The organism is Parafrankia colletiae, assembly GCF_001854655.1.
Classification (GTDB): domain Bacteria; phylum Actinomycetota; class Actinomycetes; order Frankiales; family Frankiaceae; genus Parafrankia; species Parafrankia colletiae.
In genome coordinates this window covers 45972-68160 of sequence record NZ_MBLM01000117.1, presented here as the reverse complement: position 1 = coordinate 68160, position 22189 = coordinate 45972, and the positions used below count along the sequence as shown (strand labels likewise).

Here is a 22189-nt window from a genome sequence, read left to right as displayed (position 1 = left end):
CTCTGTCACAGAGGAATATGGGGTCATGCCCCACCCTGACCTCGGCCGCCGCGAGTGGCGGGATCGGCGGCCGCTCGGGGCCGCCGGCACGCTGCTGCGCGAGCCCGCCCGCCCGGCCCGGGTCCGTGAGTCGTCCGCGGCGTCGGTGCTCGCGGTCGGTGCGGTGTGCATCGGCAGCTTCCTCGGCCAGCTGGACGCCAGCATCGTCACCGTCGCGCTCGGCGAGATCCGGGCCGACCTGGGCATCTCCGTCGGGCTCGCCACCTGGGTGAGCCTCGCCTACCTGGTCACCCTGGTGGCGARCATCGCCGCACTCGGCCGCCTCGCCGACATGGCCGGCCGCAAGCTTCTCTCGTTGTATGGCTTCGCGCTGTTCACCCTGGCCTCGGCTGGCGCGGCGCTGGCGCCCGGCGTCGGGATCCTCCTCGCCTGCCGGGTCGCCCAGGCTCTGGGCGCGGCCATGTTGCAGGCCAACAGCGTGGCCCTGATCGCGACGACCGTGCGCCCGCAGCGGCTCACCGCGGCCCTCGGCGCGCAGGGGGCGGCGCAGGCGTTCGGCCTTTCGCTCGGGCCGCTGGCCGGCGGCCTGCTGCTGGAGCTCGGCGGGTGGCGCTGGATCTTCTGGGCGCACATCCCTGCCGGCCTGCTCGGCCTGGTGCTCGGCGTCCTGCTGCTGCCCCGGACACACGAGCGCGCCCCGCGGGCGCCCTTCGACTGGCCGGGCCTGGGGCTGCTCGTGCCTGCGGTCTCAGCGGTGCTGCTGGCGCTGTCGGCGGCCGCATCGCTGTCCGGCCCGGTCGCGGCGCCGGCTGTGGCAGCGCTTGTGCTGGTCGCCATCCTGTGCGCCGTGCTGTTCGCCCGCCGGGAGGCACGGGCGGACCATCCGATGGTCGACCTGGCGGTGGTGGGCTGCCGCGGGATCGGGCTGCGGCTGCTGGCGGGGGCACTGTCGTTCCTCGTGCTGTTCGGCCTGCTGCTGACCATCCCGCAGCATTCGGAGGCGAGTGCAGTCGCCGTCGGCCTGCTGCTGGCGGTGCTGCCGGTCTCGATCGGCCTGGCCGCACCGGTCGCGTCGACGCTGGTCACCAGGTTCGGCGTCCGGGTGGTGACCGTCGGGGCGATGCTCTGCGTGGCGGCCGGTCTGCTGCTGCTGGCCGCGGGCGGCAGCGGGCCGGTGGTCGGGCTGCCGGCGCTCATGCTCGTCGGATGCGGTCTCGGCCTGTTCACCCCGTCGAACAACGCGGCCATCATGAGCGTCGTCCCTGCCTGGCAGAGCGGAATGGCTAGCGGGGTGGTCAACATGACCCGGGGCCTGGGTACCGCCCTGGGTGTCTCCGTATCCGCCCTCGCCTATGCCGCCGGCGGTTTCCGCGCGACGATGGTTCTGCTGGCCGTGGCCGGTCTCGTCGCGGCCGGTCTGGCGGCTTTCGCTGGTGCGTCCGCGTCCGCGTCCGCGTCCGCCGGCCCGGTGGGTCGGATGGGCGGTGCTGGTCTGCGGGGCCCGCGTCAGCGGGAGAACATCCGCGCGGCCCCGTAACCCGGCCCGATCTCCGGGCGGCCTGCCCGGGACGTCCACCGCCACTGGACGGAGATGCGTCCGCCGACGGCACCGCCCACCCGCGGAACGGCGTGCAGCCAGTCGGCCTGCGCCCGCCCGCCGAGCACCAGCAGGTCTCCGCCGCGGGGGGCGAAGTCACGCCCGCGGTCGGCGAACGGGTCGTTGAGCAGCCGGCGCCCGGGCGGGAGGTGCCGGGACTTCACCAGGAACGGGCGCCGCGCACCCAGGGTGAGAATCGCGATGACCGTCTCGTCGAGCCAGCGCATCTCCCGGTCGCGGTGGAAGGCGACAGCGTCGTTCCCGTCGCGGTACCAGGACATCCCGTAGCCGTCGAAGTCGACGCCGTACCGCCGCCGCAGCCCGCGGTAGGCGGCGAGCAGCCCCGGGAACGGAACCGGGTTCCCGCTGCGGATGAAGGCGCTCAGTCGCGGTTCGGTGACGTGGCGTTCGTACCGCCACATCGTGCCCTGCCGCCAGGACGTCCCGTCCCGCACCGCCTGGTAGAGCGCATCGGGCTCCGTGATCCACCCGCGGGCCACATCCACCCAGGACGTCGCGTCGAGGTGCACCCGTTCGAACACCGCGGCCGGATCGACACCCGGCCCGCCACACCCGTCGGTCATGTCGGTCACGCCGGTGACGCCAGCAGCGGCCGTCGTGGCCCTCGTCCCGTCGGCCCTCGCATGGTCGGCCATCAGCCGACGCTACCTCGGGCCAGGTCAGCCTGAGCAGTGCTCCGGTCGTCCTCGCCGCGCGCTACCTTCTCCGGTCATGAGCGTCGATCAGGATGCCGCCGTCGCGACAGCGGCGAACCTCACCGAAGTCGTCACACGCCTGCGGCGGGTGCTGCGTACCAGCGTCCGGGCTGACATCCCGTGGGAGTCGCTGCCGATGGCCCAGGTGGAGCTGCTCCAGTGCGTGGCCGAACGGGACGGTATCCGGGTCGGTGAGATCGCGGGGCTGCTGCGGCTGGCGCCGAACTCCGTCTCCACCCTGGTCGCGCAGCTTGCCGAGGCCGGGCTCGTCCGGCGGGAGCGGGACCCCGCCGACCGGCGGGCCGCCGCCCTGCGGCTGACCGCGGCCGGCGAGCAGGCGATCGCCGGCTGGCTGCAGGCCCACGAGCGCCGGATCGGTGCCGCCATGGAGGCTCTGGCCGACGAGGACCGGGCGGCGATCGTCGCCGCGCTGCCGGCCCTGCGCCACCTTGTCCAGGCCCTCGACGACCGCCCGCGCGCCGGTGGCGACCAGGATGCCGCTGACCAGGCCTCCAACGTGTAGGCGGCGCGGCGGCCTGCCCACCATCGTCGGCTGCCTCAGGAGCGGACGAGCCGGGCGATGGCCGCGGTCGCCTCCCGGATCTTCTCGTCGGCGGCGGGGCCGCCCTCGGCGACGGCCTGCGCGACACAGTGGGCCAGATGATCGGAGAGCAGGCCGAGCGCGACGGACTGCAGCGCCCGCGTGGCCGCGGAAACCTGGGTGAGGATGTCGATGCAGTACTTGTCCTCGTCGACCATGCGCTGCAGGCCGCGGACCTGGCCTTCGATCCGCCGCAGGCGGGCGGTGTACTCCGCCTTGGCAGGGCTGTACCCGTGCCCGGCGGCGTGCCCGGGCTGGGGCGTTTCCGGCGGTGCGGCGCCGGCATCTGCCGGCTCGCTTCCGGACCGGCCCTCGGCCGTCTGGTCGACTTCGGCCTTCACCCGCATCGCCCACCCCGCGCCGTGACCCGGAAATACCCCCTAACGGTACGTGCGATCGGGGGCGACCGTCGAGGTCTGCCGGCCCGCCGGGGGCCGCCGGGGGCCGCCGCGGGGCGCGGCGGAGTCAGTCGGCGGTGCTCGGCACCTCGATCTGAACTCCCCGGTCGGTCAGCGCCTGGCGAACCGGGAGCCCGGCGTTGCACAGGTGCAGCAGGCAGCCGCGGCGGGCCGCGTGCCGGCTCATCGCGCCCAGCAGCACCGCACCGGACGGGTCGATCGCCCGCACGCCACCCAGGTCGACGATGATCTGCCGCGGCCCCAGGGCGGCCGCGCGGTCCACCGCGGTGCGTGCGGCAGCGATGGCACCGGCAACCAGCAGCCCGCTGAGGCTGATGACGGCACCTTCCTCCCGGAGCTCGACGCGAGTGGCGAGGGGCCCGGCGGTCAGCCGGCGGTCGTCGACGGCCCGGTGTTCGGCGCCGGTCGTGCGCGTCGTCCGGGTGGTCAGAGCCGTCCGGGCTGGCCGGTCAGCACGGTCAGCACGGTCAGCACGGTCCGCCCTGTCCGGCCGGGACGTCCAGGCGGGTCGTGGCGGGGGCTGTGTGCGCAGTGCAGGCGCGGACACAGCCGTAGCCGTGGCCGCGCTGGTGAGTGTGTCGGCTTCCTTGCCGATGGTGAGCGTCACGTCGCCTCCGAGGGGCGCGATGTCACGGCAGACGCATGAGGGTTACCTCAGATGCGGGGCTCGATCAGTATTGCTCCCTTCGGTGACCGAATCCAATGCCAAAGGTCACCTTGTGTTCTAGTCCAAGCGGGTGTATCGCACATCACAGCACCGGGTTTCGGCTCGAGGCGGCCCGCCAACGCCGTGACCGGCGCGGCTCAGGCGGTCAGGAGCGGATGGGCCCCGGCGCCCACCGGCAGGCCGGAGCTCCGGTGCAGGAACTCGGCCGGGCCGGCGAGGATGCCGTAGTGGCCTGCGGGGGCGAGCAGCGTCACCCCGAACGGGAGCCCCGCGGCGAACCTGGTCGGGACCGCGACGGCCGCCAGGTCCAGCAGGTTGGCGAACGTCGTGTATCGCCCCAGTCGGGCGTTGAGCCGGATCGGGTCGGCCAGCATCGCGTCGTAGGGCAGCCGGCCGGCCTCCGGGAACGGCCCCAGGTCGATCTCCACCAGCTGGGCGCCGCCCGCGGCAGCAGGTCGATGCCGCTGCCGCCGCCGCTGTGGCCCGGCCCGTTCCGTCCGGCCCCCTGAAACCGGACGGAACGGCGACGCGGCCGGGTTGCCGGCGCGAATACGGATCATGTTCATCGAAGCCGCTCCTCACCGACAGCACAAGGTGTGCATCGGGGAGGGAGAGAGCGAAGACACTTGGGCAGTCCAGCGAGCGGCAGGTGGGCACGACCCCCGAGTGCTGACCAGCTCCGGAAGGGTCTGAGCCCTACCGTGTTCGTCAGCCCGGCCCGAACCGGCGGTGTCGGTGCCGACGGCGAAGGTGACCAGGCCCTCGGCGACGGCCACACCCGACCCCGAGCTCGACCCGCCGGAGATCATCCGTGGGTCGAACGGGGAGCGGGGGATCCCGTAGGGCGACCGCGTGCCGGACAGCGCGGGCAGGTCGGGCGGGCGGGCCGCCCCGGGCGGCATCCTGCCGTGCCCGGGCGAGCCGTGGGCGAGCAGTCGCCGCCGGTGCGCCATCGCGCCGCGGCGGTGCTGCGTGCACGCTTCGGGTTCGCTCTGCGGGTGCTACCCGGCTGCGGCCACGCGGCGCACCTCGACGCGCCCGCGCGGTTCGCCGAGCTGCTGGCCGCGGCCGCGGGGCTCGGGTGGCCCGCCGCGCCGACGGCGGCGGGCTGAGGCCGACGGGGCTGACGCCGGCGCCGTCAGCGGTCGACGTGGTGCGGCGGCAGGTCCTCCAGGAATCGGGCGAGGTCGGTGTCGGCATCGTCCTCGAGCAGGATGTCGTCGCCCCAGCCGATCTCCCGCTCATCGCTGGGGAGCTCGTCGCCGGGCAGCGGCGTGTGGCCCATGATGATCTCCTTCGATCGCCGGGTGGCCTCTGCCCTGCGGGCAGTTGTTCACAAGCCGTCCGTCGGTCCGTCGGTCCGTCCATCGGGTCGTGCCGGACGTCGGCCCGGGAGGGCCACGTCCGGTGCCGGCGGCGGCCAATCTACCGGCGTCCCGCCGCCAGGAGAGTGCGACGACACGGGCATCGTGCAGCTCGGGTCGCTGCCCGCGTGCCCGTGCCGGCTTCGGTTCGGGTTCGGGTCGGGTTCTACTCGCGTGCCGCCGGTTGGGTGGGCCGACCCACTCGCGCGGGCCCCGGCGGATGTTCCGTGAGGGCCGCTGCCACAGCGCCGACGACCGTTCGTAGGGTCGCCCGGCCGCCGGCGAGATAGGCCTCGTGCTCCTGGCCGGYCCAGGCTCGGGCCTGTGTGTCGGGCTGCGCCGGCCTGGCCGCCAGGACCGCGCGCAGCGAGGCCCGATAGCGCGCTACCAGCAGCGGAGGGTCTCCGCACGGATCTTCGTCGTATGCCTCGTCACGGTCAATGAGCTGGCCGATCTCGTCGTGTCCGCCGGGTGCTGCGGCCATGGTTTCCTCCACACCATTATTTGTCGGAAAGCAAAAACGACCCTAGCGAGGTTCTTGAGCAAGAGCAAAGTGGTTACGATGTTCGTCGTGGACGACGGTGAGCAGTTGGTGGGCATCGGGGACATCGCGTTCCAACTCAAGATCACGCGACAGGCCGTGGACTACTGGACCCGCAAGGACTCCAAGTTTCCCGAGCCTCTGCAGGTCATCAACGCCCCGGCCGGCAGCGGCGCCAAAGGCACCAGAGTTTGGYGCAAGCGTGAGGTCGACGCGTGGATCGTGGAGCACTATCGCCGACGCAAACAGTAGAGCGCCCTCCCGGGGGTAGGGGTGCTGCGGCTCCGATCGGCCGAGTCGGCCCGGGCTCCCCGGGCGATCCGGATGTGCTGCAGGCGTGGGCTTCCGAGTGCCCCGGCGAGCGGAACGCGAAACGGGCAATGCGCCCGATACCCGGTCGGCAGGTGCTGGCTGTGCGGGGTTTCGGTCTGCTCCAGGCGGAGGAAACCGTTCCGATCCCGTAAGTTGACGGTATTCGGGTCCTGCTGTGTGCTGGGCGCGTTAGCGTGCTCTGGAGGTGCGGCCGGTAGGCGCGGTGGTCCAGTGGGAACCGATCCCAGGTCCGCCCAGCTGGCACGTCACTTCCCTTCTCCCTCATGCAATTGCATGGAGAAGTGCAACAGGGAGATTCATTGAGTCAATCGCCTTCTGTGTCCGCGCTGGTCCGCGGCGCGGAATGACGAGGCGGTGTGCTCGGCTGGCGGTGTTCGGCGGTGCCGGAGCAGCATCAGTGCCGGGCCCGCGGAGCACGGAAAAAGATGGCAGGCGTCGGCGGAGCCGGCGGGAGCGACACGCGTCGGCGGAAGCGTGGCGGGCGGGCTGGGGGCGGAGCACTGGAGCGATGTCGGCCGGCTGGAGCTGGTCGTGACCAGGCGGCAGGGTGAGCCCGGCGACGAGGCGGCTTGGCAGGGTGCCCCGGGCACGGCACAGCCCCCGGCCGTGGAACCGTGTGGCCGGGGGCTGGAGTGACGTGCCGGGAGCCTGAGCGCCCGGTCAGGCCGCCGCGGTGCTGGACGCCGCGCTCGTCGACGAGCTGCTGTCGGACGACRCCGTCGAACTCGACGTGCCGCCGGACGTGCCGCTCTCGGTRGACGCGGAGCTCTTGCTGGACGAGTCGCCGTCGGACGAACTCGTCGACGACTCCTTGGGCCGGGCCGGGACTCCCGAGGAGGATCCCGAACGGCTGTCGGTCTTGTAGAAACCGCTGCCCTTGAAGACGAGGCCTACGGAGCTGAACACCTTCCGAAGCTGGCCCGTGCAAGCAGGACACTCGGTCAGTGCCGCGTCACTGAAGCTCTGCACGGCCTCAAGATCATGCCCGCAGGCTGTGCAGCGGTACTGGTAGGTCGGCACGGACTCCTCCCGAAGTTGGCACTCGGCGGTAGGGACTGCCAACTCTAACGCCTGAGAGCGCCTGATGGCTTCCGGAATGCCGGCTCGGGGGTCACAGCGAGGCCGGGCGGACGGTTCTGGACTGCGTGACAATGATCGTCACGCGCCTGTCGTGGGCCTCCGCCGGCACGTCGCCGAGGATCTCCCGGTCGTGGAGCAGGGCGATCACCGGAGTGGCGGGGGCCGTCCTGGTCAGGGCACGGTCGTACGAGCCGCCCCCGCGGCCCAGACGGTTCCCGGCCTCGTCCGCGGCAAGGGCGGGGACGATGATCACCTGCGCCTCCCCGAGCTCCACGTGGGTGGCGCTCGGCGGTGGTTCGCGGGTGCCCATGGCGCCGGGCACCAGGGTGCCCCCGAACTCGCGGAAGTCCAGATCGAGGTCTGCCCGCACGACCGGCAACAGGACCCGTACGCCTCGGGCCCGCAGCCGGGCCAGCAGTTCGGTCGTGTCCGGTTCGTCGGTCATGCCGACGTAGGCCGCCACGCAGGTGGCCCGGGCCACCTCGGGCAGTGCCAGCACCCGCTCGGTCAGGACCGCCGGATCCGGCAGGACGCCTGCCCGGCGCAGCGCGAGCAGCCGCCTGCGCAGCGCGATCTTGGGTCGTGGTCGTTCCTCCGCTGCTCCGGCGGCGGACGCCCCCGGGGAGGATGCCGTGATGAAGGTCGCTCCCACGGAGGAAGCCCCGGCGGAGGACGTGCCCGAGGCGGAGCCGCCGGCGGAGGATGCGTCGAGAGRCGGCGTGCCGAGATGCCCCGTGCCCAGGACGGGCACGCCGAGGGAGGCCGCGCCGGCGGCGGAGCCCGGCGCGTTCTGCTCCGAGCCGGACCGGCCCACCACGTCACTGCCGGTGACGGTACCTCCGGTCACAGCCATCCCCACCCTCCGCACGGGCATCGGTCGCCCGGGGCCGGCCGGCCCCGTCACCCGAGCCCTTGGGTGCCCCCGCTTCCGCGCGTGTCCGGGCGGCCGATGATGATCCGCCCGGGCGCCATCGGCGTGACATCTCCACTGGCGAAGGCCTCACGGTACCGTGATCGACCCGTACGTGGGGGCCTGCTCGACGCTGACCCGCCGGCCCCGCCCAGACGTGTCGGTGGGCGTCCGGTGAGCGTGACGTACCGAGTGCGGACGGGTGACCGCGGTGCCGGATGTTGTCGGCGAGAACCCTCCAGCCGAGCACGCAGCGTGGTGAGCGGACCCCTCGATGGTGGGGGGTGGATCGGCTGGCGAGGCCCCGGCGCCGACTACCTCCACCCCGCGCCGAGCCGGCGCGATGACAGGAGGGGTGCCGAGACGAGTGCACGGGACGGGCGTCAGGACGGGCTTTGGCCCGATCGACGCGTGGTTTGTTGGGCACGCCCAGCGCACCGGTGCCGTGGTGCTCCGGCACCGCCTGGCGGACTAAGGTTTCGCCCATGCTGGTGACGAAGGCGGTCATTCCCGCCGCGGGTCTGGGAACCCGGTTCCTGCCCGCGACGAAGTCGGTTCCCAAAGAGATGCTACCTGTCGTCGACAGACCGGCGATCGAATACGTCGTCGAGGAGGCGTCACGAGCTGGTCTCCGGGACGTCCTGCTGGTCACGAGCCGTTCGAAGAAGGCCATCGAGGACCACTTCGACCGAGAGGCCGAAGTGGAGGCGGCACTTGAGCGCAAAGGGGACAAAACCCGCCTTCAGCGGGTCCGCGCGTCCACGGAGCTGGCAGAGGTCCACTCCGTGCGCCAGCCGTCGCCGCGGGGGCTGGGCCATGCCGTGCTCTGCGCTGCCGCGCACGTGGGCGACGAGGCGTTCGCGGTCCTGCTCGGCGACGACCTCATCGACGAACGTGACCCGTTGCTGGTCGAGATGCTGGCGGTGCAGGCGCGGTACGGCGGCGCGGTGGTGGCACTGATGGAGGTGCCCGAAGAGGCTGTCTCCATGTACGGCGTGGCCACGATCGCCGCGGGCACCGTCGGGGCGGACCCGACGGGCACCGCCGGCTCGGGCAGCATCGCCGGCTCGGGCAGCATCGCCGGCTTGGGCAGCATCGCCGGTACGACCGGCCTCGTGGACCCGACCGGCCTGGCGGACCTGGCCGCGGGCGGCCCCGCATCTCCGCTGCACCTGGCGGAGCCGCACCTTGCGGAGCCGCGTGGTCCCGAGGAGTCGGTGGACCCGGCTGGCCGGTCGTCCGCCCGTTACCGGACGGTTCGCATCACAGACCTGGTCGAGAAGCCGCCGGTGCACGAGGCACCGAGCAATCTGGCCATCATCGGGCGCTACGTGCTGCCGCCGGAGATCTTCGACGTTCTTCGGTCGACGCCGCCTGGCAGGGGCGACGAGATCCAGCTCACCGACGCCCTGCGGATGTTGGCGGAGCAGGCCGGCGACGACCCGGACGCGGCCGTGCCCGTGCACGGCGTCGTGTTCACCGGCCGCCGCTACGACACCGGGGACCGGCTCGACTACCTCAAGGCGATCGTCCGGCTGGCCAGTGAGCGCCAGGACCTGGGACCCGACTTCTACCCGTGGCTGGAGGAGTACGTGGCCGCCGGCGGCCCCAAGGCCGAGGCCTGAGACGTCCCGGGTTCGAGGCCTGACGATGTCCCGCCTGCCCGCGGGCCCACCTGCCGCCCGCGGGCCACGGCAGCGGGCCGGGCCGGGCATGGTCCACACCGGTTTCGCGCGGGCGATGTCGGGGGGCTGAGGAGGTGCTGACGGGCCGTGACCAGCAGGTGTTGACAAGACGTGACCACGCACTTCCGGATATGCGATCGGGACGGCGTTCCGGAGGACCCTTGCCGGAGAGCATTGCCACGGGCGGGCAGACTGGTCGGGCATCTTCGTGCGCAATTGTGTGGGGCCCTGGAAGAGCGCCTGCCCGGCGTCTGACCAGGGCCGGGAAATGCCCCTTGGGTGAACGGCTGGCGGAGCCCATCCCGGCAGCCGTCATGTCCTGCTGTCCCGCTCACCGCTGACGCGAAGGACGACCGGCCAGAACAGAAGTGCAAAGAACGGACGGTGCACGTGAAAACGGTAGACCAGCACGCTTCGGACATTCTGGACGCAATCGTACCAATGGCCCCGCGCCGGACCGTGCTCCGGGAGGCGCACGGATGCRTGCTGGCTGCCGACGTCCGGGCAACAGTCGCTGTGCCCGGGTTCGACAACTCGGCGATGGACGGCTATGCGGCGCGCGCCGCCGAGGTGGCGGCCGCGAGCGAGGCCGTCCCGGTGACGATGACCGTCTCCGACGAGATCATGGCTGGACCGGTGCGGCCGGGACCGCTCCTCGCGGGCACCGTCGCGCGGATCATGACCGGGGCCCCGCTCCCGGCCGGCGCCGACACGATCGTCCAGCTCGAGTGGACCGACGGCGGCACCGGGACCGTGCGGATCCACCAGGCCCCCCGGCGCGGGCTGCACGTCCGCCGCGCCGGCGAGGACATCGCCCCCGGCAACCTCGTCCTCGCCGCCGGCACGGTGCTGGGCGCCGCGCAGATCGGTCTGCTGGCCGCGGTGAACGTCGCCCGACCAGCCGTCCACCCCCGACCCCGGGTGGCCGTCCTGTCCACGGGGAGCGAGCTCGTCGAGGTCGGCACCCCGCTCGGCCCCGGGCAGATCGTCGACTCGAACAGCCACGCGATCGCTGCCGCCGCGCACGAGGCGGGGGCGATCGTCCGCCGGGTCGACGGCGTCTCCGACGACCCCGACGAGTTCGCCGCCGCGTTCGAGGTGCTGCTGAAGAGCACGGACGTCGTCGTCACGACCGGCGGGATCAGCGTCGGTGACCGGGATGTCGTCAAGCAGGTACTGAGCAGGTACGCGGACATGCGGTTCGAGCCCATCGCGATGCAGCCCGGCAAACCGCAGGGATTCGGGGTCATGAACGGCGTGCCCGTGTTCACGCTGCCCGGGAACCCGGTGAGTGCCCTGGTGTCCTTCGAACTTTTCGTCCGCCCCGCACTGCGGCGGATGCGTGGGCTTGTACCCCGTGTCACCCCCCTGGCCGCCCAGGTGCCGTGGAAGGCCACCGGCAAACCGGAAACCGGCCTTGTGGGGGATACACACCCCGGCGCGGTCACCGTGACGGTGGGTGAAGCGATGCGTTCGCCGTCGGGAAAGCGTACCTTTCCCCGGGTCCGCCTTGAGCGCGACGACTCCGGCCAACTGGTCGCGACGTCCGCTGGCGGGCAGGGCGCTCACCAGCTGTCGGGCCTGGCGTYGGCCCACGCGTTGCTCGTCGTACCCGAGGAGGTCACCGAGGTGTCCGCAGGCACCAGGCTGCCCGCGCTGCTGCTGCCCGACCCCGAATGGGCCGGGCCCGGCGCCGGCGCCCAGGAGGGCGACAGCTTCCACCCGGGCGGGGCGCGCCCCGGTGAGGGCCTCGGGTGACCGACCAGACGCGGCTCACCCATGTCGACGAGCGGGGCGCGGCCCGGATGGTGGATGTCTCCGCCAAGGACGTGACGACGCGCACGGCCACCGCCGCGGGCCGGCTGCTGACCACGCCGGCCGTCATCGAACTGCTGCGCGGCGAGGGGGTCCCCAAGGGAGACGCGCTGGCCGTCGCCCGCATCGCCGGGATCATGGGGGCCAAGCGCACCCCGGACCTCGTCCCGCTCTGCCACCCGATCGCGGTCTCCGGAGTGAAGGTCGAGCTGACTGTGCTGGACGACGGTGTGGACATCACCGCCACCGTGCGCACCACGGACCGGACCGGGGTGGAGATGGAGGCCCTCACCGCCGTCGCCGTCGCCGGCCTGACGCTGCACGACATGATCAAGGCCGTCGATCCGGAGGCCGAGCTCACCGGTGTACGGGTCGTCGCCAAGACCGGAGGGAAGACGGGGGACTGGCACCGCGGCGGCGGGGACCGGTGACCGGCCAGCCGGCGCCGCCGGCCGGCGCCCGGGCACTGGTGGTCACCGTCTCCGACCGGGCCCACCGCGGCGTCTACCCGGACCGCTCCGGGCCGCTGCTCGTGGAGGCGCTGGCCGAGCTCGGTTTCGATGTGCCCGCCGCGGTCATCGTCCCGGACGAGCGGGCCGAGATCACCTCGGTGATCCGCGCCGCCGCGGACGCCGGCACCGACCTGGTGGTCACCACGGGCGGCACCGGGCTCGGGCCCCGGGACGTCACACCGGAGGCCACCCGCGGGCTGCTCGAGCGGGAGCTGCCCGGCCTGGCCGAGGCACTGCGTGCCGCCGGGCGGGACAAGGTGCCGACCGCGGTCCTCTCCCGCGGCCTGGCCGGCACCGTGGGGGCCACGCTCGTTGTGAACCTGCCCGGCTCGACCGGCGGTGTCCGGGACGGCATCGGTGTGCTCACCCCGGTCATCGCGCACGCGATCGCCCAGCTGCGCGGCGACACCAACCACGCCGACCCGAGCCACGCCGCTCCGAGCCACTCGGACCCGAGCCACGCTGGCCCGAGCCGCTCCGGCGCCGGGCACCTCCTCCCTTCCGGGCCGGCTTCCGCGGCGGGGGATGGTGCCGGGTGAGCGCTCCCGGCTGGCCGGCGGTTCTGCGTCACGACGACGTCGTCGTCCGTCCCATGCGGCTGCGCGACGCCGGAGCCTGGGTCGAGGTCCGCACCCGAAACGCGGACTGGCTCGCACCCTGGGAGGCCACCCGGCCCGGGTCACCGCCCATCCGAGCGACCTGGGACGAGCGCCAGACCGTCGGCGTCTACGCGCGGATGATGCACCGGCTGCGGGCGCAGTCCCGGGCCGGCTCGGCGCTGGGTTTCGTCATCGCCTTCGACGGCCGCCTGGTGGGGCAGCTCACCGTCTCCACGGTCGTGCGCGGCGCCTTCAACAGCGGCCACGTCGGTTACTGGATCGACGGAGCACACGCCGGGCAGGGCATCGCCCCGACCGCGCTGGYCCTCGTCACCGACCACTGTTTCGGGCCGGTGGGCCTGCACCGGCTGGAGGCGAACGYGCGGCCGGAGAACGCGGCGAGCCGCCGGATGCTGGTGAAGCTCGGCTTCCGCGAGGAGGGCCTGCACCGCAGATATCTCGCGATCGACGGCGAGTACCGCGACCATATCTGCTACGCGCTGACGACCGAGGACGTCCCCGACGGATTGCTGGCGCGCTGGAACCTCGCCCGTTCAGYCCACCCCTGAAGCTCCCGAGGCTCGGGAAGCGTCACGCGGGCGGGGCCTGCGTCCGACCGGCGGGTGCCGATGGTCCCGCCGTGACCAGTCCTCGGACCGTGCTCCGTACCGTCCGGGCAGCCGTCGGGGCTTCTCCCGGACGCCCTCCGGCGCCACTTCCCTTCAACAACGCCCGGGCTTCGGTAAGCCTCTGCATGCTCCAGGGCTGACGAGAACGCCCTGGCGACCTGGCTGCCCGGTGTTGGGTGTTCGTGGTTGTGGTCATGCGGGCGGGGTGGTGATATCGCCTGGCCCGGATCGGTGCCCCCTCGCATTGACAGTAGTCAGCCGGCCGGCGAACCTCGCTGACGAGTGCGACACGCGGGGTTCCGGTCGGTGACCGCACGCATTCCGCTCACTAGCGTCGAGCACGAAATCGTAAACGACGACATCGAGAAGAGGCCTCGGAGATGGTCCGCTCGCTCGCGCATCCCGCGCCCGGCGCGTCTGGTCCGCGCCTGGTTCGCGGCGGGCGGGCGGGGACCAGATCCCCTCTTGCCTGCCACCCGGCGAGTTGCCCCGCCGGCACCGGTGCCGATGTGCGTCGCCCGCAGGACGTCCGACCACCAGACGACGCCCTGACGGCATTGCGGAGAGTGACCGTGTGAGTGCGATCATCTGGCTCGCGATCGTCGCTGTCTGGGGCTTCGTCCTCATCCCGATGTGGCTACGTCACCATGACTCCGCGGTGGAACAGCGGTCCGCGGACCGCTTCTCCGCCGCCATGCGGGTGCTCTCCCGGCGCGGTTCCCAGCGCGGCGGGATGAGCCCGCTGACCCGGGCCCCGTCGGAGGGCCCGGCGATGGGGCCACAGGAGGCTACAGGGATGGCGCATTCGCGCTCCGGTGAACGACCGGGCGGCGGGCTGGACGGCGCCGCCAGCCAGCCGGAATCCCGCGGTCTCGCGGATTCCGGGGTCTCGGCCGCCGACGGGCAGGCCGGGGCTGACGGATCCGCCGTGGGCCCGGTGAGCTCTGCGCCGGAGACCGCCCAGTCGCGTGCCGCGGCGCCGGTGCCACCGGCAGCCGGGACGTCCGCGCCGGCGCCGGCCGGAGAGTCCGACGAGACGGGCGCCTACGAGGAGCCAGGGGAGTCCCCCCGCCTGCTCGGGCCGAGGTCCGGAGCCCTCCATAACGTCTCCGCCGAGCGGGCCGTCCGCGCGGTGCAGGCCGAGCACGCGGGGCTCGTCCGGCTGCGTCGGCAGCGGCTGCTGATGCTTCTCGTCGCGCTGCCGGTCAGCGCCATCCTCGCCGCCACCCTCGGCGGCATGTGGATCGTCGTGCAGATCATCATGGACGTCGCGACAGCCGGCTACATGCTGCACCTGCGCCGGTCCGCCCAGGTCCACCGCCGGCTGGTGCGCTCCAGAGCCGCGCTGGACCGCCGCATCGCCGCCGACCGGGCCGCCCGGGCCCGCGGGGGCATCCGTGGCTGGTCCGGCGGCGGCCACGGTGCGCCGCGGTCCGGCACCGGCGGGACGAGCCGCGGTGCCGAGTACGAGCCGGTGCGGCTCTCCTCCGACGGCACGGACGAGAGCCTGACCGCCGAGGACCTCGCCCACGCCCGTGCCGAGACCGTCGACCTCAGCGCCCTCGTCGACCGCTCCCAGGGGGCCGCTGCCTCCTACGACGCCGGTTCGGCGGAGGAGGACGCGGACGATGACAGCGCCCCCCACCACGACCCGCTCGACCACCACGACGCCGCCGCGGACGGCGGCTACGCCATCGGCACCCAGCACGACGGGGACATCGGCTACGAGGAGGACACCGGCTACGACGAGTCCGACCACGCAGCCGCCGGCGGCTACCTGGCAGCTGGCTACGCAGCGGCGGACTACGCGGATGCTGCTGGCTACGCCGAGGCTGGCTACGGGGATGCCGCCGGCGACGGCTCGGGGGCGGTGGCCGTCCCCCAGCCGGAGGCGGGTGACCCCTACACCGGTGAGACGGTGCTGCGCACCGCCTACGCGGAGTACGGCGAGCACCCCGGACACGGCGACCACATGGGCCGGGTCGAGTACGTCGAGTACGTCCGGGCGGACCCCGTCGAGTACACCGCCGAAGCCGACCTCGTCGCGGACCACGTAGCGCAGGCCGAGTACGCAGCGCAGGCCGAGTACGTCGAGCAGGCCGAGTACGCAGCGCAGGCCGAGTACGTCGAGCAGGCCGAGTACGCAGCGCAGGCCGAGTACGTCGAGCCGGCCGGGCCGGCTGCCCACGCAGAGCAGGCCGGATACGCGGTGCAGGACCACGCCGGGTACGCAGGGCAGGCTGGCGACGTCGAGCAGGCCGCCTACTACGAGTACGCCGCCGGCGCGCAGAGCGGGGCAGAGAGCGGCGGGAACGGGACCGCTCCCGCCGCCACCGGCGGGAGCACCTACCGCCCCGGCGGTGCGGCCCGCCCCGTGCCGCGGCCCGGGGCCCGCCCGAACACCTCGCGCCCCGGGCGCGTCCAGGTTCATCCGCCCGGCACGCACGGCGGCCTGATCCAGCCCGCTGCCACCGAGGCCACTGCCACACCCGCGGCCGAGACCGGGAAGCCAGCGGCCCAGGAGCAGGCCCCGGACGAGCTGGAGACGCTGCTGCGCCGCCACGCGGTCGGCAGCTGACGGACGGTCGCAGCCGACCCCACCTTCCGACGCCCGCCACACGCCGATCACTCGTCCGTCCCGCCCGTCGGCCGCGTCAACCACCCGTCCGGCCCACCGCCGGGCCCGCGTCGCTCACCCACCTGACTCACCCCGTCCGGCTGTACCCGACTACATGACTCTCGTCACAGTCAGGTCGGTCAGCGGACCCCGAGTCGGGGCACCCCAGGTGGAGGCAACGACGGTGATCATGCGGGGTGTCGGGTGCCCGGCGTCTGGCGCCTGGCGGTCGTGTCCGCGTGCATAATGGTCGGGTGACACTCCGCTTGCAGTCCGCTTCCTCCACCGGCTTCCGGTGTCTGGAGCTGACGGCTGCCTGTCCGCGGTGTTGTCCCTGCCCTCGCGCCCGTTGACGCCGCGTTCCGCCTAGATCGGCCGCCCGGCGTCGCCCGGACGGATTCCGTCGGTCGGGCAAGGGCGTGAGGGGCCTCCGGATCACGTTCCGCCCAGCGGACCAGCGCCCAGGCTGAAGCCAGCCGGGTCGCGCCGGCCGTCGCCGGAGACGTGATCACGTGCCGTCCCGGAGCTGCGCGGTGCCGAGCACCGCTCGCCGTGAGCTCCGCCCGTATCTCAGCGCGTTCGGTCCTTGGCGCGTCCGTGCGTCCCGATGTCGTGCCGTCGGGGCCCGCCCGCGCCCGGTGCCCCCGCCCCGTCCTCCGTCCGGGCCCGTTTCGGTGGCCGGCCGGGGCAGTGGCGGCGCCGGGCGGAGCGGCCCGCGGCAGGAGGAGAGACCCCGCCTTGACGTTCGAATCATGGCTCGCCCGGCTCCGGGACCGGGGATTCGTCACGTGCCCGGCGAGCAGCGGCATCCCCGTCGACATGAGAGCCGTCGCCCACGACGGCACCGGCCTGCACTTCCGCTGCCGCGGCGTGCGCATCCGCCTCCACGTCTACCGGCCGGGGCGGGCCGCCTGGCAGACCCCGCTGCGGGACGAGAGCTGGTCCCCCGAGGAGTCGCTGGAGCTGTGGGAGAACCGGCCGTTGCGGGACCGCGAGATCCCCGCCGGCGGCCGCCTGGTCTTCGTCGCGGCCGGCGCCGATCCCGAGCCCGACACCGAGATCGTGCTGGACGGGGCCGAGACCCTCGGCTGGCGAAACCACGAAGCCGGGCTGCTCCCCGCAGCGGAGGCAGCCGCCATCTTCGACACCATGCTGGTGGCCGCCGGCCTGGCCACGGCTGCCGGTGAGGCCTCACGACCACCCAGACCCCGCCAGCCCCACACCCGGTCCGTAACGCCTCGTCCGCCCGGCTCCCACCTGCCCCAGCCGGTCGACCTGGCGACGCCGGTACCCGACGCCGCGATCCGCCCGTTGCGGACGTACGCAGCCCTCGCCACAGCGACCGCCGGGACGGTGCGGCAGACGTCGCGAGACAGCACCGGGGCCGCCGCCCGCCCGTGACCGACAGGATCGTCCGCAACGACCCGGGGGCGGTCACCCGTCTGCTGTCGGCGTCCTGTAAGCTTCAGTTGCTTCCAGGGGGTGTAGCTCAGCCTGGTAGAGCGCCTCCCTCGCACGGAGGAGGCCAGGGGTTCGAGTCCCCTCACCTCCACGAGCTGGCCCGTCGTGCTTGCTGACCTTGGTCAGCTTCGCGGCGGGCCGCGGTGTTTTCCGGGGGCGACCCCCGATCCCCCTGTCCGGCCGGCGTGGGTCTGGCTTGGTGGCAGGGGTCCGGCACATGTGGCGGGCAGCTGAGTTGGCGATCGGTAACACTGTGATCGCTCGGCGAGTGAGCTGTCCGGGGCGGAGCGGGCAGAACGGTGCGGCCCGCAGCGGTAGCATCCGGCGCCGTGATCGTATGGCTCAACGGCACCCACGGTGTAGGCAAGACGACGACCAGCGCCCTCGTACAGCAGCTGATTCCGGACTCACGGGTGTTCGACGCCGAGAAGGTGGGCGAGACGCTCATGGACATCTCGCCGGGGCTGCCCGCGACGGACAACTTCCAGCACTGGCCGCCGTGGCGTCCGCTCGTCGTCGAGACTGCCCGGCGCGTGCTCGACTACACCGGCGGCATCCTGGTGATGCCGATGACGGTCCTGGTTGAGCAGTACTGGCGCGAGATCAGCACGGGCCTCGCGCACCATGACATACCGGTTCGGCACTTCGTCCTCCATGCCGACCAGGACGTCATCCGCGGGCGCATCCTGGGCGAGCATGCTGTCTCCCCGTTCCGCCTCGGYCACCTTGAGCCCTACGCCGAGGCAGCCCGCACCTGGTTGCACAACGCCGCCGAGGTCGTCGACACCACGCACCTCACGCCCGCCCAGGCCTCCCGGCAGATCGCAGCGGCCGTCAAGGAATGTCGGAAGTAGAGATTGCCGGTTCGGAGAAAATAACTTCTCCGTCCGCATTCCGGATCGGTCAGCTTTCACAACAGCGCGCGCAGCAACATGGCCGGAGGCTCTCAGAGCCGCCGCGGAGGCTGATAGGCGAGCCGCGAGACGTGGAGGACCCACCAGGGAACTTTCGCAGCGAACCCTACACTGTCCGAAGTTTGAACGTTACTTTCTGCTGTCGGCTCGCCTGGGTTCTCCGCGTTCCCGCAGGTAGCGGGCAAGATTGGGGTTCAAGGTCCATCCCCTCAGCTCCGCCGGAGTTGCCATGTTCGAATCTTGATCATGGTTTCTCTGTGTCTCAGTTAGCAATGCGCCGTCCGGTGAAGTCCCGGGCGGCGTTTTGTCTGTCCGCTGTGGGTCTGGCGTCGCCGTGGGCGAGTGTGACAGTCGGGGAGTCGGGCCAGTGGCGGGTGCGGATCCGCCGTGCCGATGCCAGCTGGTGCGTGGTGGCGCGGCAGGAAGTTGCACTGTGACGCGTAGACCCCGGTGGCCCGGAAGGCGAGGGAGAGGGTTCCGTCGTGTGCCTGGGTGATGCTTTTGGCGATTGCCAGGCCGAGGCCGAAACCTGCGTGGTCGGTGCGTATGCGTCTGGTGCCGCGAAGAAACGRCTCGCCAAGCGTGGACACCAACTGCGGGGTGAGTTTCTCGCCGGTGTTCTCGACGGTGATCARCACACCGTCGAGGTGAACGCGGGTCGTGACCAACACGTTGCCCTGGTCGGGCAGATTGTGGACTATCGCGTTGTGTACGAGGTTCGTGGTCAACTGCAGCAGGAGGGCGTGTGAGTCGATGGTGGGGGTCATGTCGCCGGCGGTCTCGATGGTGATGTCGCGCTTTTCTGTGAAGGGGAGGAGCGTTTCGGTGGCCTCTTCCGCTATGAGGGACAGGTCGACGTGTTCCCGGGCGAAGGACCGCTGGTCGGCGCGGCTGAGCAGGAGCAGTGACCGTGATGCGCACGGCATTGGTGAAAGGGTCTGCGTTCTCATCCCAGGCCCGCGCCAGCAGCTCTTCGGCGCTGACTACACCGCCCTCGGCTCCCGGCCCACGCCGCTGCCCACCGTCGTCGTCGAGGACGCCCAGGCCGCGCTGCAGACGCTCGCCGCCCACGTCGTGGCCCGGCTGCGCGACGGGCTGACCGTCTTCGGGCTGACCGGCTCCCAGGGCAAGACCAGCACCAAGGACCTGCTGGCAGCGGTGCTGTCGAGCGCCGCGCCGACGATCGCCACGATCGGCTCGCTCAACAACGAGCTCGGCGTGCCGCTCACCATGCTGCGCGCCGACGCGGCGACCCGGTTCCTTGTGCTCGAGATGGGAGCTCGCCACGTCGGCGACATCGCCGAGCTCACCGGCCTGGTCGCGCCCGACATCGCCGTCGTCCTCGCCGTCGTCCTCGCCGTCGGCCATGCCCACCTCGACGAGGTCGCCGCCGCGCTCGCGTAGTTCGGCGGGACGAGTCAGAAGATGCCGTCGCGCCGCGGCAACAGCAGCGGGCTGGCAAGGATGAGTAGCCCCGCAACGGTGAGAGCGGTGTGCGGGCTGGTGATGTCGGCGAGCAGCCCCCCGAGCGCGGTGAGGACGGCGATGGAGGCCTGCTGGCCGATCGACCAGGCCGAGAGGGTACGGGCGATGCGCGGCCCGGGGGTGTGTTCGAGCCGGTAGGTGGCGAGTACCGGGTTGTACAGGCTCATGCCGATGATGATCGTCAGCTCGACGGTGATGACGATGAGGAGGCCGGCGACACCGGGGCGGACGAAGGCCAGGCCGATCAGCCCGACGGCGCGCAGCGTGCCGGCGGTTCGCAGGACCTGGTGCTGGCCGTAGCGGTCCACAGCACGCCGGGCCAGGCGGGAGCCGACGAGTCCGCCGAGACAGGGCGCGGCGAAGGCGAGGCCGTACTGCCAGGGTGGGAAGCCATGCTGGCGGAGGAGGAGCACGGCCAGCAGCGGCTCGGTGGCCATGATCAGCCCGGCGACGAGCATGTTGTTGAGGTAGAGCGCCCGCAGGGCGGGATGGGAAAGAAGGTGCTGCCAGCCGTCGAGGAGATCCCCGGCTCGGACCCGGTTCCTGTCGGCTTTCGGTGGCTGTTCCTCGCGGCCGCGAATCGCGGTGATGGCCAGCGCGGAGAACAGGTAGCTGAGCGCGTCGGCCAACACCGTGGTGATCGGCCCGAACAGGCCGATCGCCGCACCGCCCAGAGGCGGTCCGACCGCGATGGAGCTCCAGGTGGTGGACTCGAACCGAGCGTTCGCGACGAGCAGGTCATCCGGCCTGACAAGGTCTCTCAGACAGGCGCCGCTCGCCGCGTTGAAGGCGATCCTGGTCGCCGCGACCACGGCCGAGACGGCGAGCAGCTGGCGGAAGCCGAGCAGGTCGAAGGCATAGGCGGCCGGGATCGTCGCCATGACCGCGAACCGGGTCAGATCCATCGCGATCATCACCGGCCGCCTGCGGTGGAACTCCACCCAGGGCGCGAGCGGCACCGCGATCAGGGCGCCCACTGCCGGCCCCACGGCGGACAGTGCCGAGACCTGGGCCGGGCTGGCCTGCAGGACCACTACGGCGATCAGCGGGAGCGCGCCGAACCCGAGCCCGGAGCCGTAGGCGCTGATCGCATAGGCCGTCCACAGCCAGCCGAACCGCCGGCCCAGTGGGCGTCGCGTCAACCAGTGGGTGTGCACGTGCCGATTGAATCGGTGTAATTTCTTCCTATCAAACAACTACCTGGTGGCCATGGACAACTATTGGTTGTGTGCGGGATGAAGGTGACGTGAATCTGGAAGCGGTTCGGGCGTTTGTCGTCGTCGCCGAGGAAGGGCAGTTCCAGCTCGCCGCCACCCACCTCGGCATCAGCCAGCAGGCCGTGTCGAAACGTCTCGCCACGCTGGAGAGCGATCTCGGTGTGCGGCTGTTCACCCGTACCGCGGGCGGGGCTCGGCTCACCCTCGACGGCCAGGCGTTCCTCCCGCACGCGCGCGAACTGCTGCGGGTCGAACAGCGGGCCGCGAACTCGGTGCGGCCGGGGCGCCGTGCCCTCCGCGTCGACGTACTCAGTTACCGGACAGCGCCGTCCGCGGTGCTGCGTGACTTCCACCGGGCCCATCCCGACGTCGAGCTTGACCTCGTGACCATCGTCGACAGCGCCCAGGCTGCCATCGCCGCGATCCAGGCGGGGACCATCGACGCCTCGTTCCGGGCAGTAGGCTCCCCGGCTTCGCGGCTGCCCCCGGGAGTCGAGGCGATGTCAGCTGTTGACGACGCTCACCAGCTGCTGGTGGGGCCGGCCCACCCGCTGGCCGGCGCCCGCTCGGTGACGCTCGAGGACCTCGTCGGGCAGCGGATCTGGATGCCGGGCATGCTCCGGGGAAGCGAATGGGACCTCTACTACGACGACCTCGCCGAGGCGTTCGGGCTCACGATCGAGCGGGTCGGCCCCCATTTCGGCACCGAGCACCTCCTCGACGTGCTCGCCGAGTCCTCGACGCTCGCGAACCTTGCCGGCGAGCACACCAGGTACCTGTGGCCCGACCACTACGACCTGCGCCGAATCCCCGTCCGTAGCCCGACCCCGGTCTACCCGCACTCGTTGGTCTGGCACCGGGACAATGCCCATCCCGTCCTCGGCACCCTTGTCGATTACCTTGCCTCCACACGAGTCGGCCGGCCCGACGCTGACATCTGGGCACCCGAGTGGGGCCTGCCCCGGTAGGCGGCGGTGCTTCCGCGCCCGACACGCCGAGCCGGCCCGGGCGGGGGCGTGGGCCGGGG

At 72.2% G+C, this 22189-nt stretch carries 22 protein-coding genes, 1 tRNA gene and 3 pseudogenes; 15 read left to right on the top strand and 11 right to left on the bottom strand.

Annotated elements, in window-relative coordinates; translation table 11 throughout:
* Positions 1 to 25 precede the first annotated feature (25 nt).
* The gene (locus CC117_RS16115; protein WP_071084960.1) at positions 26 to 1537 is read left to right on the top strand and encodes an MFS transporter; all 1512 of its coding nucleotides are present in this window, start codon (positions 26 to 28) and stop codon (positions 1535 to 1537) included.
* Here CC117_RS16115 and CC117_RS16110 read toward each other — a convergent pair.
* Positions 1507 to 2181 carry an alpha-ketoglutarate-dependent dioxygenase AlkB gene (locus CC117_RS16110; protein ID WP_071085029.1) on the bottom strand — a complete coding sequence of 225 codons (675 nt, stop codon included), beginning with the start codon at positions 2179 to 2181 and terminating at the stop codon, positions 1507 to 1509. The two genes, CC117_RS16115 and CC117_RS16110, sit on opposite strands and share 31 nt — an antisense overlap.
* A 148-nt stretch (positions 2182 to 2329) precedes the next feature.
* Here CC117_RS16110 and CC117_RS16105 point away from each other — a divergent pair, with 148 nt between their 5' ends.
* Positions 2330 to 2836, top strand: coding sequence for a MarR family winged helix-turn-helix transcriptional regulator (locus CC117_RS16105; protein ID WP_071084958.1), 507 nt, complete (start codon positions 2330 to 2332; stop codon positions 2834 to 2836).
* Positions 2837 to 2871: 35 nt separating this feature from the next.
* On the opposite strand, the gene CC117_RS39805 is transcribed toward CC117_RS16105, so the two are convergent.
* The 4 genes from CC117_RS39805 to CC117_RS39105 all read right to left on the bottom strand — a co-directional run bounded on the left by CC117_RS39805 (position 2872) and on the right by CC117_RS39105 (position 4809).
* Positions 2872 to 3261 carry a metal-sensitive transcriptional regulator gene (locus tag CC117_RS39805; RefSeq protein WP_084132213.1) on the bottom strand — a complete coding sequence of 130 codons (390 nt, stop codon included), beginning with the start codon at positions 3259 to 3261 and terminating at the stop codon, positions 2872 to 2874.
* Positions 3262 to 3379: 118 nt separating this feature from the next.
* On the bottom strand, positions 3380 to 3940 hold the full coding sequence (locus CC117_RS16095) for an STAS domain-containing protein (RefSeq protein WP_071084956.1): 561 nt from the start codon (positions 3938 to 3940) through the stop codon (positions 3380 to 3382).
* 197 nt (positions 3941 to 4137) lie between these two features.
* A complete protein-coding gene (locus CC117_RS39110; protein ID WP_071084954.1) occupies positions 4138 to 4566 on the bottom strand; it encodes a hypothetical protein in 429 nt (142 codons plus the stop codon).
* Between the two features lie 12 nt (positions 4567 to 4578).
* Positions 4579 to 4809 carry an amidase family protein gene (locus CC117_RS39105; protein ID WP_241830156.1) on the bottom strand — a complete coding sequence of 77 codons (231 nt, stop codon included), beginning with the start codon at positions 4807 to 4809 and terminating at the stop codon, positions 4579 to 4581.
* A gap of 99 nt (positions 4810 to 4908) precedes the next feature.
* Between CC117_RS39105 and CC117_RS16085 the strand changes: the two genes are divergently transcribed.
* Positions 4909 to 5112, top strand: a complete 204-nt coding sequence (locus CC117_RS16085) for a hypothetical protein (RefSeq protein WP_071084953.1) — start codon at positions 4909 to 4911, stop codon at positions 5110 to 5112.
* Positions 5113 to 5138: 26 nt separating this feature from the next.
* On the opposite strand, the gene CC117_RS38155 is transcribed toward CC117_RS16085, so the two are convergent.
* Positions 5139 to 5285 carry a hypothetical protein gene (locus CC117_RS38155; RefSeq protein WP_198541875.1) on the bottom strand — a complete coding sequence of 49 codons (147 nt, stop codon included), beginning with the start codon at positions 5283 to 5285 and terminating at the stop codon, positions 5139 to 5141.
* 641 nt (positions 5286 to 5926) lie between these two features.
* On the opposite strand from CC117_RS38155, the gene CC117_RS16075 reads away from it, so the two are divergent.
* A complete protein-coding gene (locus CC117_RS16075; protein ID WP_198541876.1) occupies positions 5927 to 6157 on the top strand; it encodes a hypothetical protein in 231 nt (76 codons plus the stop codon).
* 741 nt (positions 6158 to 6898) lie between these two features.
* Here the strand turns inward: CC117_RS16075 and CC117_RS40555 are convergent.
* Positions 6899 to 7258, bottom strand: a complete 360-nt coding sequence (locus tag CC117_RS40555) for an FmdB family zinc ribbon protein (RefSeq protein WP_084132211.1) — start codon at positions 7256 to 7258, stop codon at positions 6899 to 6901.
* Positions 7259 to 7349: 91 nt separating this feature from the next.
* Positions 7350 to 8171 (bottom strand): 5-formyltetrahydrofolate cyclo-ligase, encoded by an 822-nt coding sequence (locus tag CC117_RS16065; protein ID WP_241830147.1) that lies wholly within the window; start codon positions 8169 to 8171, stop codon positions 7350 to 7352.
* A gap of 542 nt (positions 8172 to 8713) precedes the next feature.
* Here CC117_RS16065 and CC117_RS16060 point away from each other — a divergent pair.
* The 9 genes from CC117_RS16060 to CC117_RS16020 all read left to right on the top strand — a co-directional run bounded on the left by CC117_RS16060 (position 8714) and on the right by CC117_RS16020 (position 18400).
* Positions 8714 to 9853: a UTP--glucose-1-phosphate uridylyltransferase gene (locus CC117_RS16060; RefSeq protein WP_071084945.1), complete on the top strand. Its 1140-nt coding sequence runs from the start codon at positions 8714 to 8716 to the stop codon at positions 9851 to 9853.
* Positions 9854 to 10354: 501 nt separating this feature from the next.
* Positions 10355 to 11671, top strand: coding sequence for a molybdopterin molybdotransferase MoeA (locus tag CC117_RS16055; protein ID WP_071084943.1), 1317 nt, complete (start codon positions 10355 to 10357; stop codon positions 11669 to 11671).
* Positions 11668 to 12159, top strand: a complete 492-nt coding sequence (moaC, locus tag CC117_RS16050) for a cyclic pyranopterin monophosphate synthase MoaC (RefSeq protein ID WP_071084941.1) — start codon at positions 11668 to 11670, stop codon at positions 12157 to 12159. Before CC117_RS16055 ends, moaC begins: the two co-directional genes overlap by 4 nt.
* The gene (locus tag CC117_RS16045) at positions 12156 to 12779 is read left to right on the top strand and encodes a MogA/MoaB family molybdenum cofactor biosynthesis protein (RefSeq protein ID WP_071084939.1); all 624 of its coding nucleotides are present in this window, start codon (positions 12156 to 12158) and stop codon (positions 12777 to 12779) included. Before moaC ends, CC117_RS16045 begins: the two co-directional genes overlap by 4 nt.
* The gene (locus CC117_RS16040; protein ID WP_071084938.1) at positions 12776 to 13408 is read left to right on the top strand and encodes a GNAT family N-acetyltransferase; all 633 of its coding nucleotides are present in this window, start codon (positions 12776 to 12778) and stop codon (positions 13406 to 13408) included. The genes CC117_RS16045 and CC117_RS16040 overlap by 4 nt, the downstream gene beginning before the upstream one ends.
* A 634-nt stretch (positions 13409 to 14042) precedes the next feature.
* A complete protein-coding gene (locus CC117_RS16035; RefSeq protein ID WP_071084935.1) occupies positions 14043 to 16046 on the top strand; it encodes a gephyrin-like molybdotransferase receptor GlpR in 2004 nt (667 codons plus the stop codon).
* Positions 16047 to 16823: 777 nt separating this feature from the next.
* On the top strand, positions 16824 to 17486 hold the full coding sequence (locus tag CC117_RS16030; protein ID WP_071084933.1) for a hypothetical protein: 663 nt from the start codon (positions 16824 to 16826) through the stop codon (positions 17484 to 17486).
* A gap of 77 nt (positions 17487 to 17563) precedes the next feature.
* Positions 17564 to 17637 (top strand) — tRNA-Ala (locus CC117_RS16025).
* A 238-nt stretch (positions 17638 to 17875) separates the two neighbouring features.
* The gene (locus tag CC117_RS16020) at positions 17876 to 18400 is read left to right on the top strand and encodes an acyl-CoA dehydrogenase family protein (RefSeq protein WP_071084931.1); all 525 of its coding nucleotides are present in this window, start codon (positions 17876 to 17878) and stop codon (positions 18398 to 18400) included.
* A 468-nt stretch (positions 18401 to 18868) separates the two neighbouring features.
* On the opposite strand, the pseudogene CC117_RS39085 reads toward CC117_RS16020, so the two are convergent.
* Together CC117_RS39085 and CC117_RS40130 are read right to left on the bottom strand one after the other, a co-directional pair.
* Positions 18869 to 19374, bottom strand: a pseudogene (locus tag CC117_RS39085) (sensor histidine kinase); the annotation flags it as partial.
* Positions 19361 to 19459, bottom strand: a pseudogene (locus CC117_RS40130) (response regulator transcription factor); the annotation flags it as partial. The pseudogenes CC117_RS39085 and CC117_RS40130, both read right to left, overlap by 14 nt.
* Here CC117_RS40130 and CC117_RS39075 point away from each other — a divergent pair.
* Positions 19454 to 19843, top strand: a pseudogene (locus CC117_RS39075) (Mur ligase family protein); the annotation flags it as partial. The pseudogenes CC117_RS40130 and CC117_RS39075 sit on opposite strands and share 6 nt — an antisense overlap.
* A gap of 35 nt (positions 19844 to 19878) precedes the next feature.
* On the opposite strand, the gene CC117_RS16005 reads toward CC117_RS39075, so the two are convergent.
* The gene (locus tag CC117_RS16005) at positions 19879 to 21087 is read right to left on the bottom strand and encodes an MFS transporter (protein WP_071085025.1); all 1209 of its coding nucleotides are present in this window, start codon (positions 21085 to 21087) and stop codon (positions 19879 to 19881) included.
* A gap of 104 nt (positions 21088 to 21191) precedes the next feature.
* On the opposite strand from CC117_RS16005, the gene CC117_RS16000 reads away from it, so the two are divergent.
* Positions 21192 to 22130, top strand: a complete 939-nt coding sequence (locus tag CC117_RS16000) for a LysR family transcriptional regulator (protein WP_071084927.1) — start codon at positions 21192 to 21194, stop codon at positions 22128 to 22130.
* Positions 22131 to 22189 lie beyond the last annotated feature (59 nt).

Coding starts and splice junctions, on each gene's coding strand:
- CC117_RS16105 (WP_071084958.1), top strand. CDS start 2,330: ATGAGCGTCGATCAGGATGCCGCCGTCGCGACAGCGGCGAACCTCACC.
- CC117_RS16060 (WP_071084945.1), top strand. CDS start 8,714: ATGCTGGTGACGAAGGCGGTCATTCCCGCCGCGGGTCTGGGAACCCGG.
- CC117_RS39805 (WP_084132213.1), bottom strand. CDS start 3,261: ATGCGGGTGAAGGCCGAAGTCGACCAGACGGCCGAGGGCCGGTCCGGA.
- CC117_RS39105 (WP_241830156.1), bottom strand. CDS start 4,809: ATGATCTCCGGCGGGTCGAGCTCGGGGTCGGGTGTGGCCGTCGCCGAG.
- CC117_RS38155 (WP_198541875.1), bottom strand. CDS start 5,285: ATGGGCCACACGCCGCTGCCCGGCGACGAGCTCCCCAGCGATGAGCGG.
- CC117_RS39110 (WP_071084954.1), bottom strand. CDS start 4,566: ATGAACATGATCCGTATTCGCGCCGGCAACCCGGCCGCGTCGCCGTTC.
- CC117_RS16110 (WP_071085029.1), bottom strand. CDS start 2,181: ATGACCGACGGGTGTGGCGGGCCGGGTGTCGATCCGGCCGCGGTGTTC.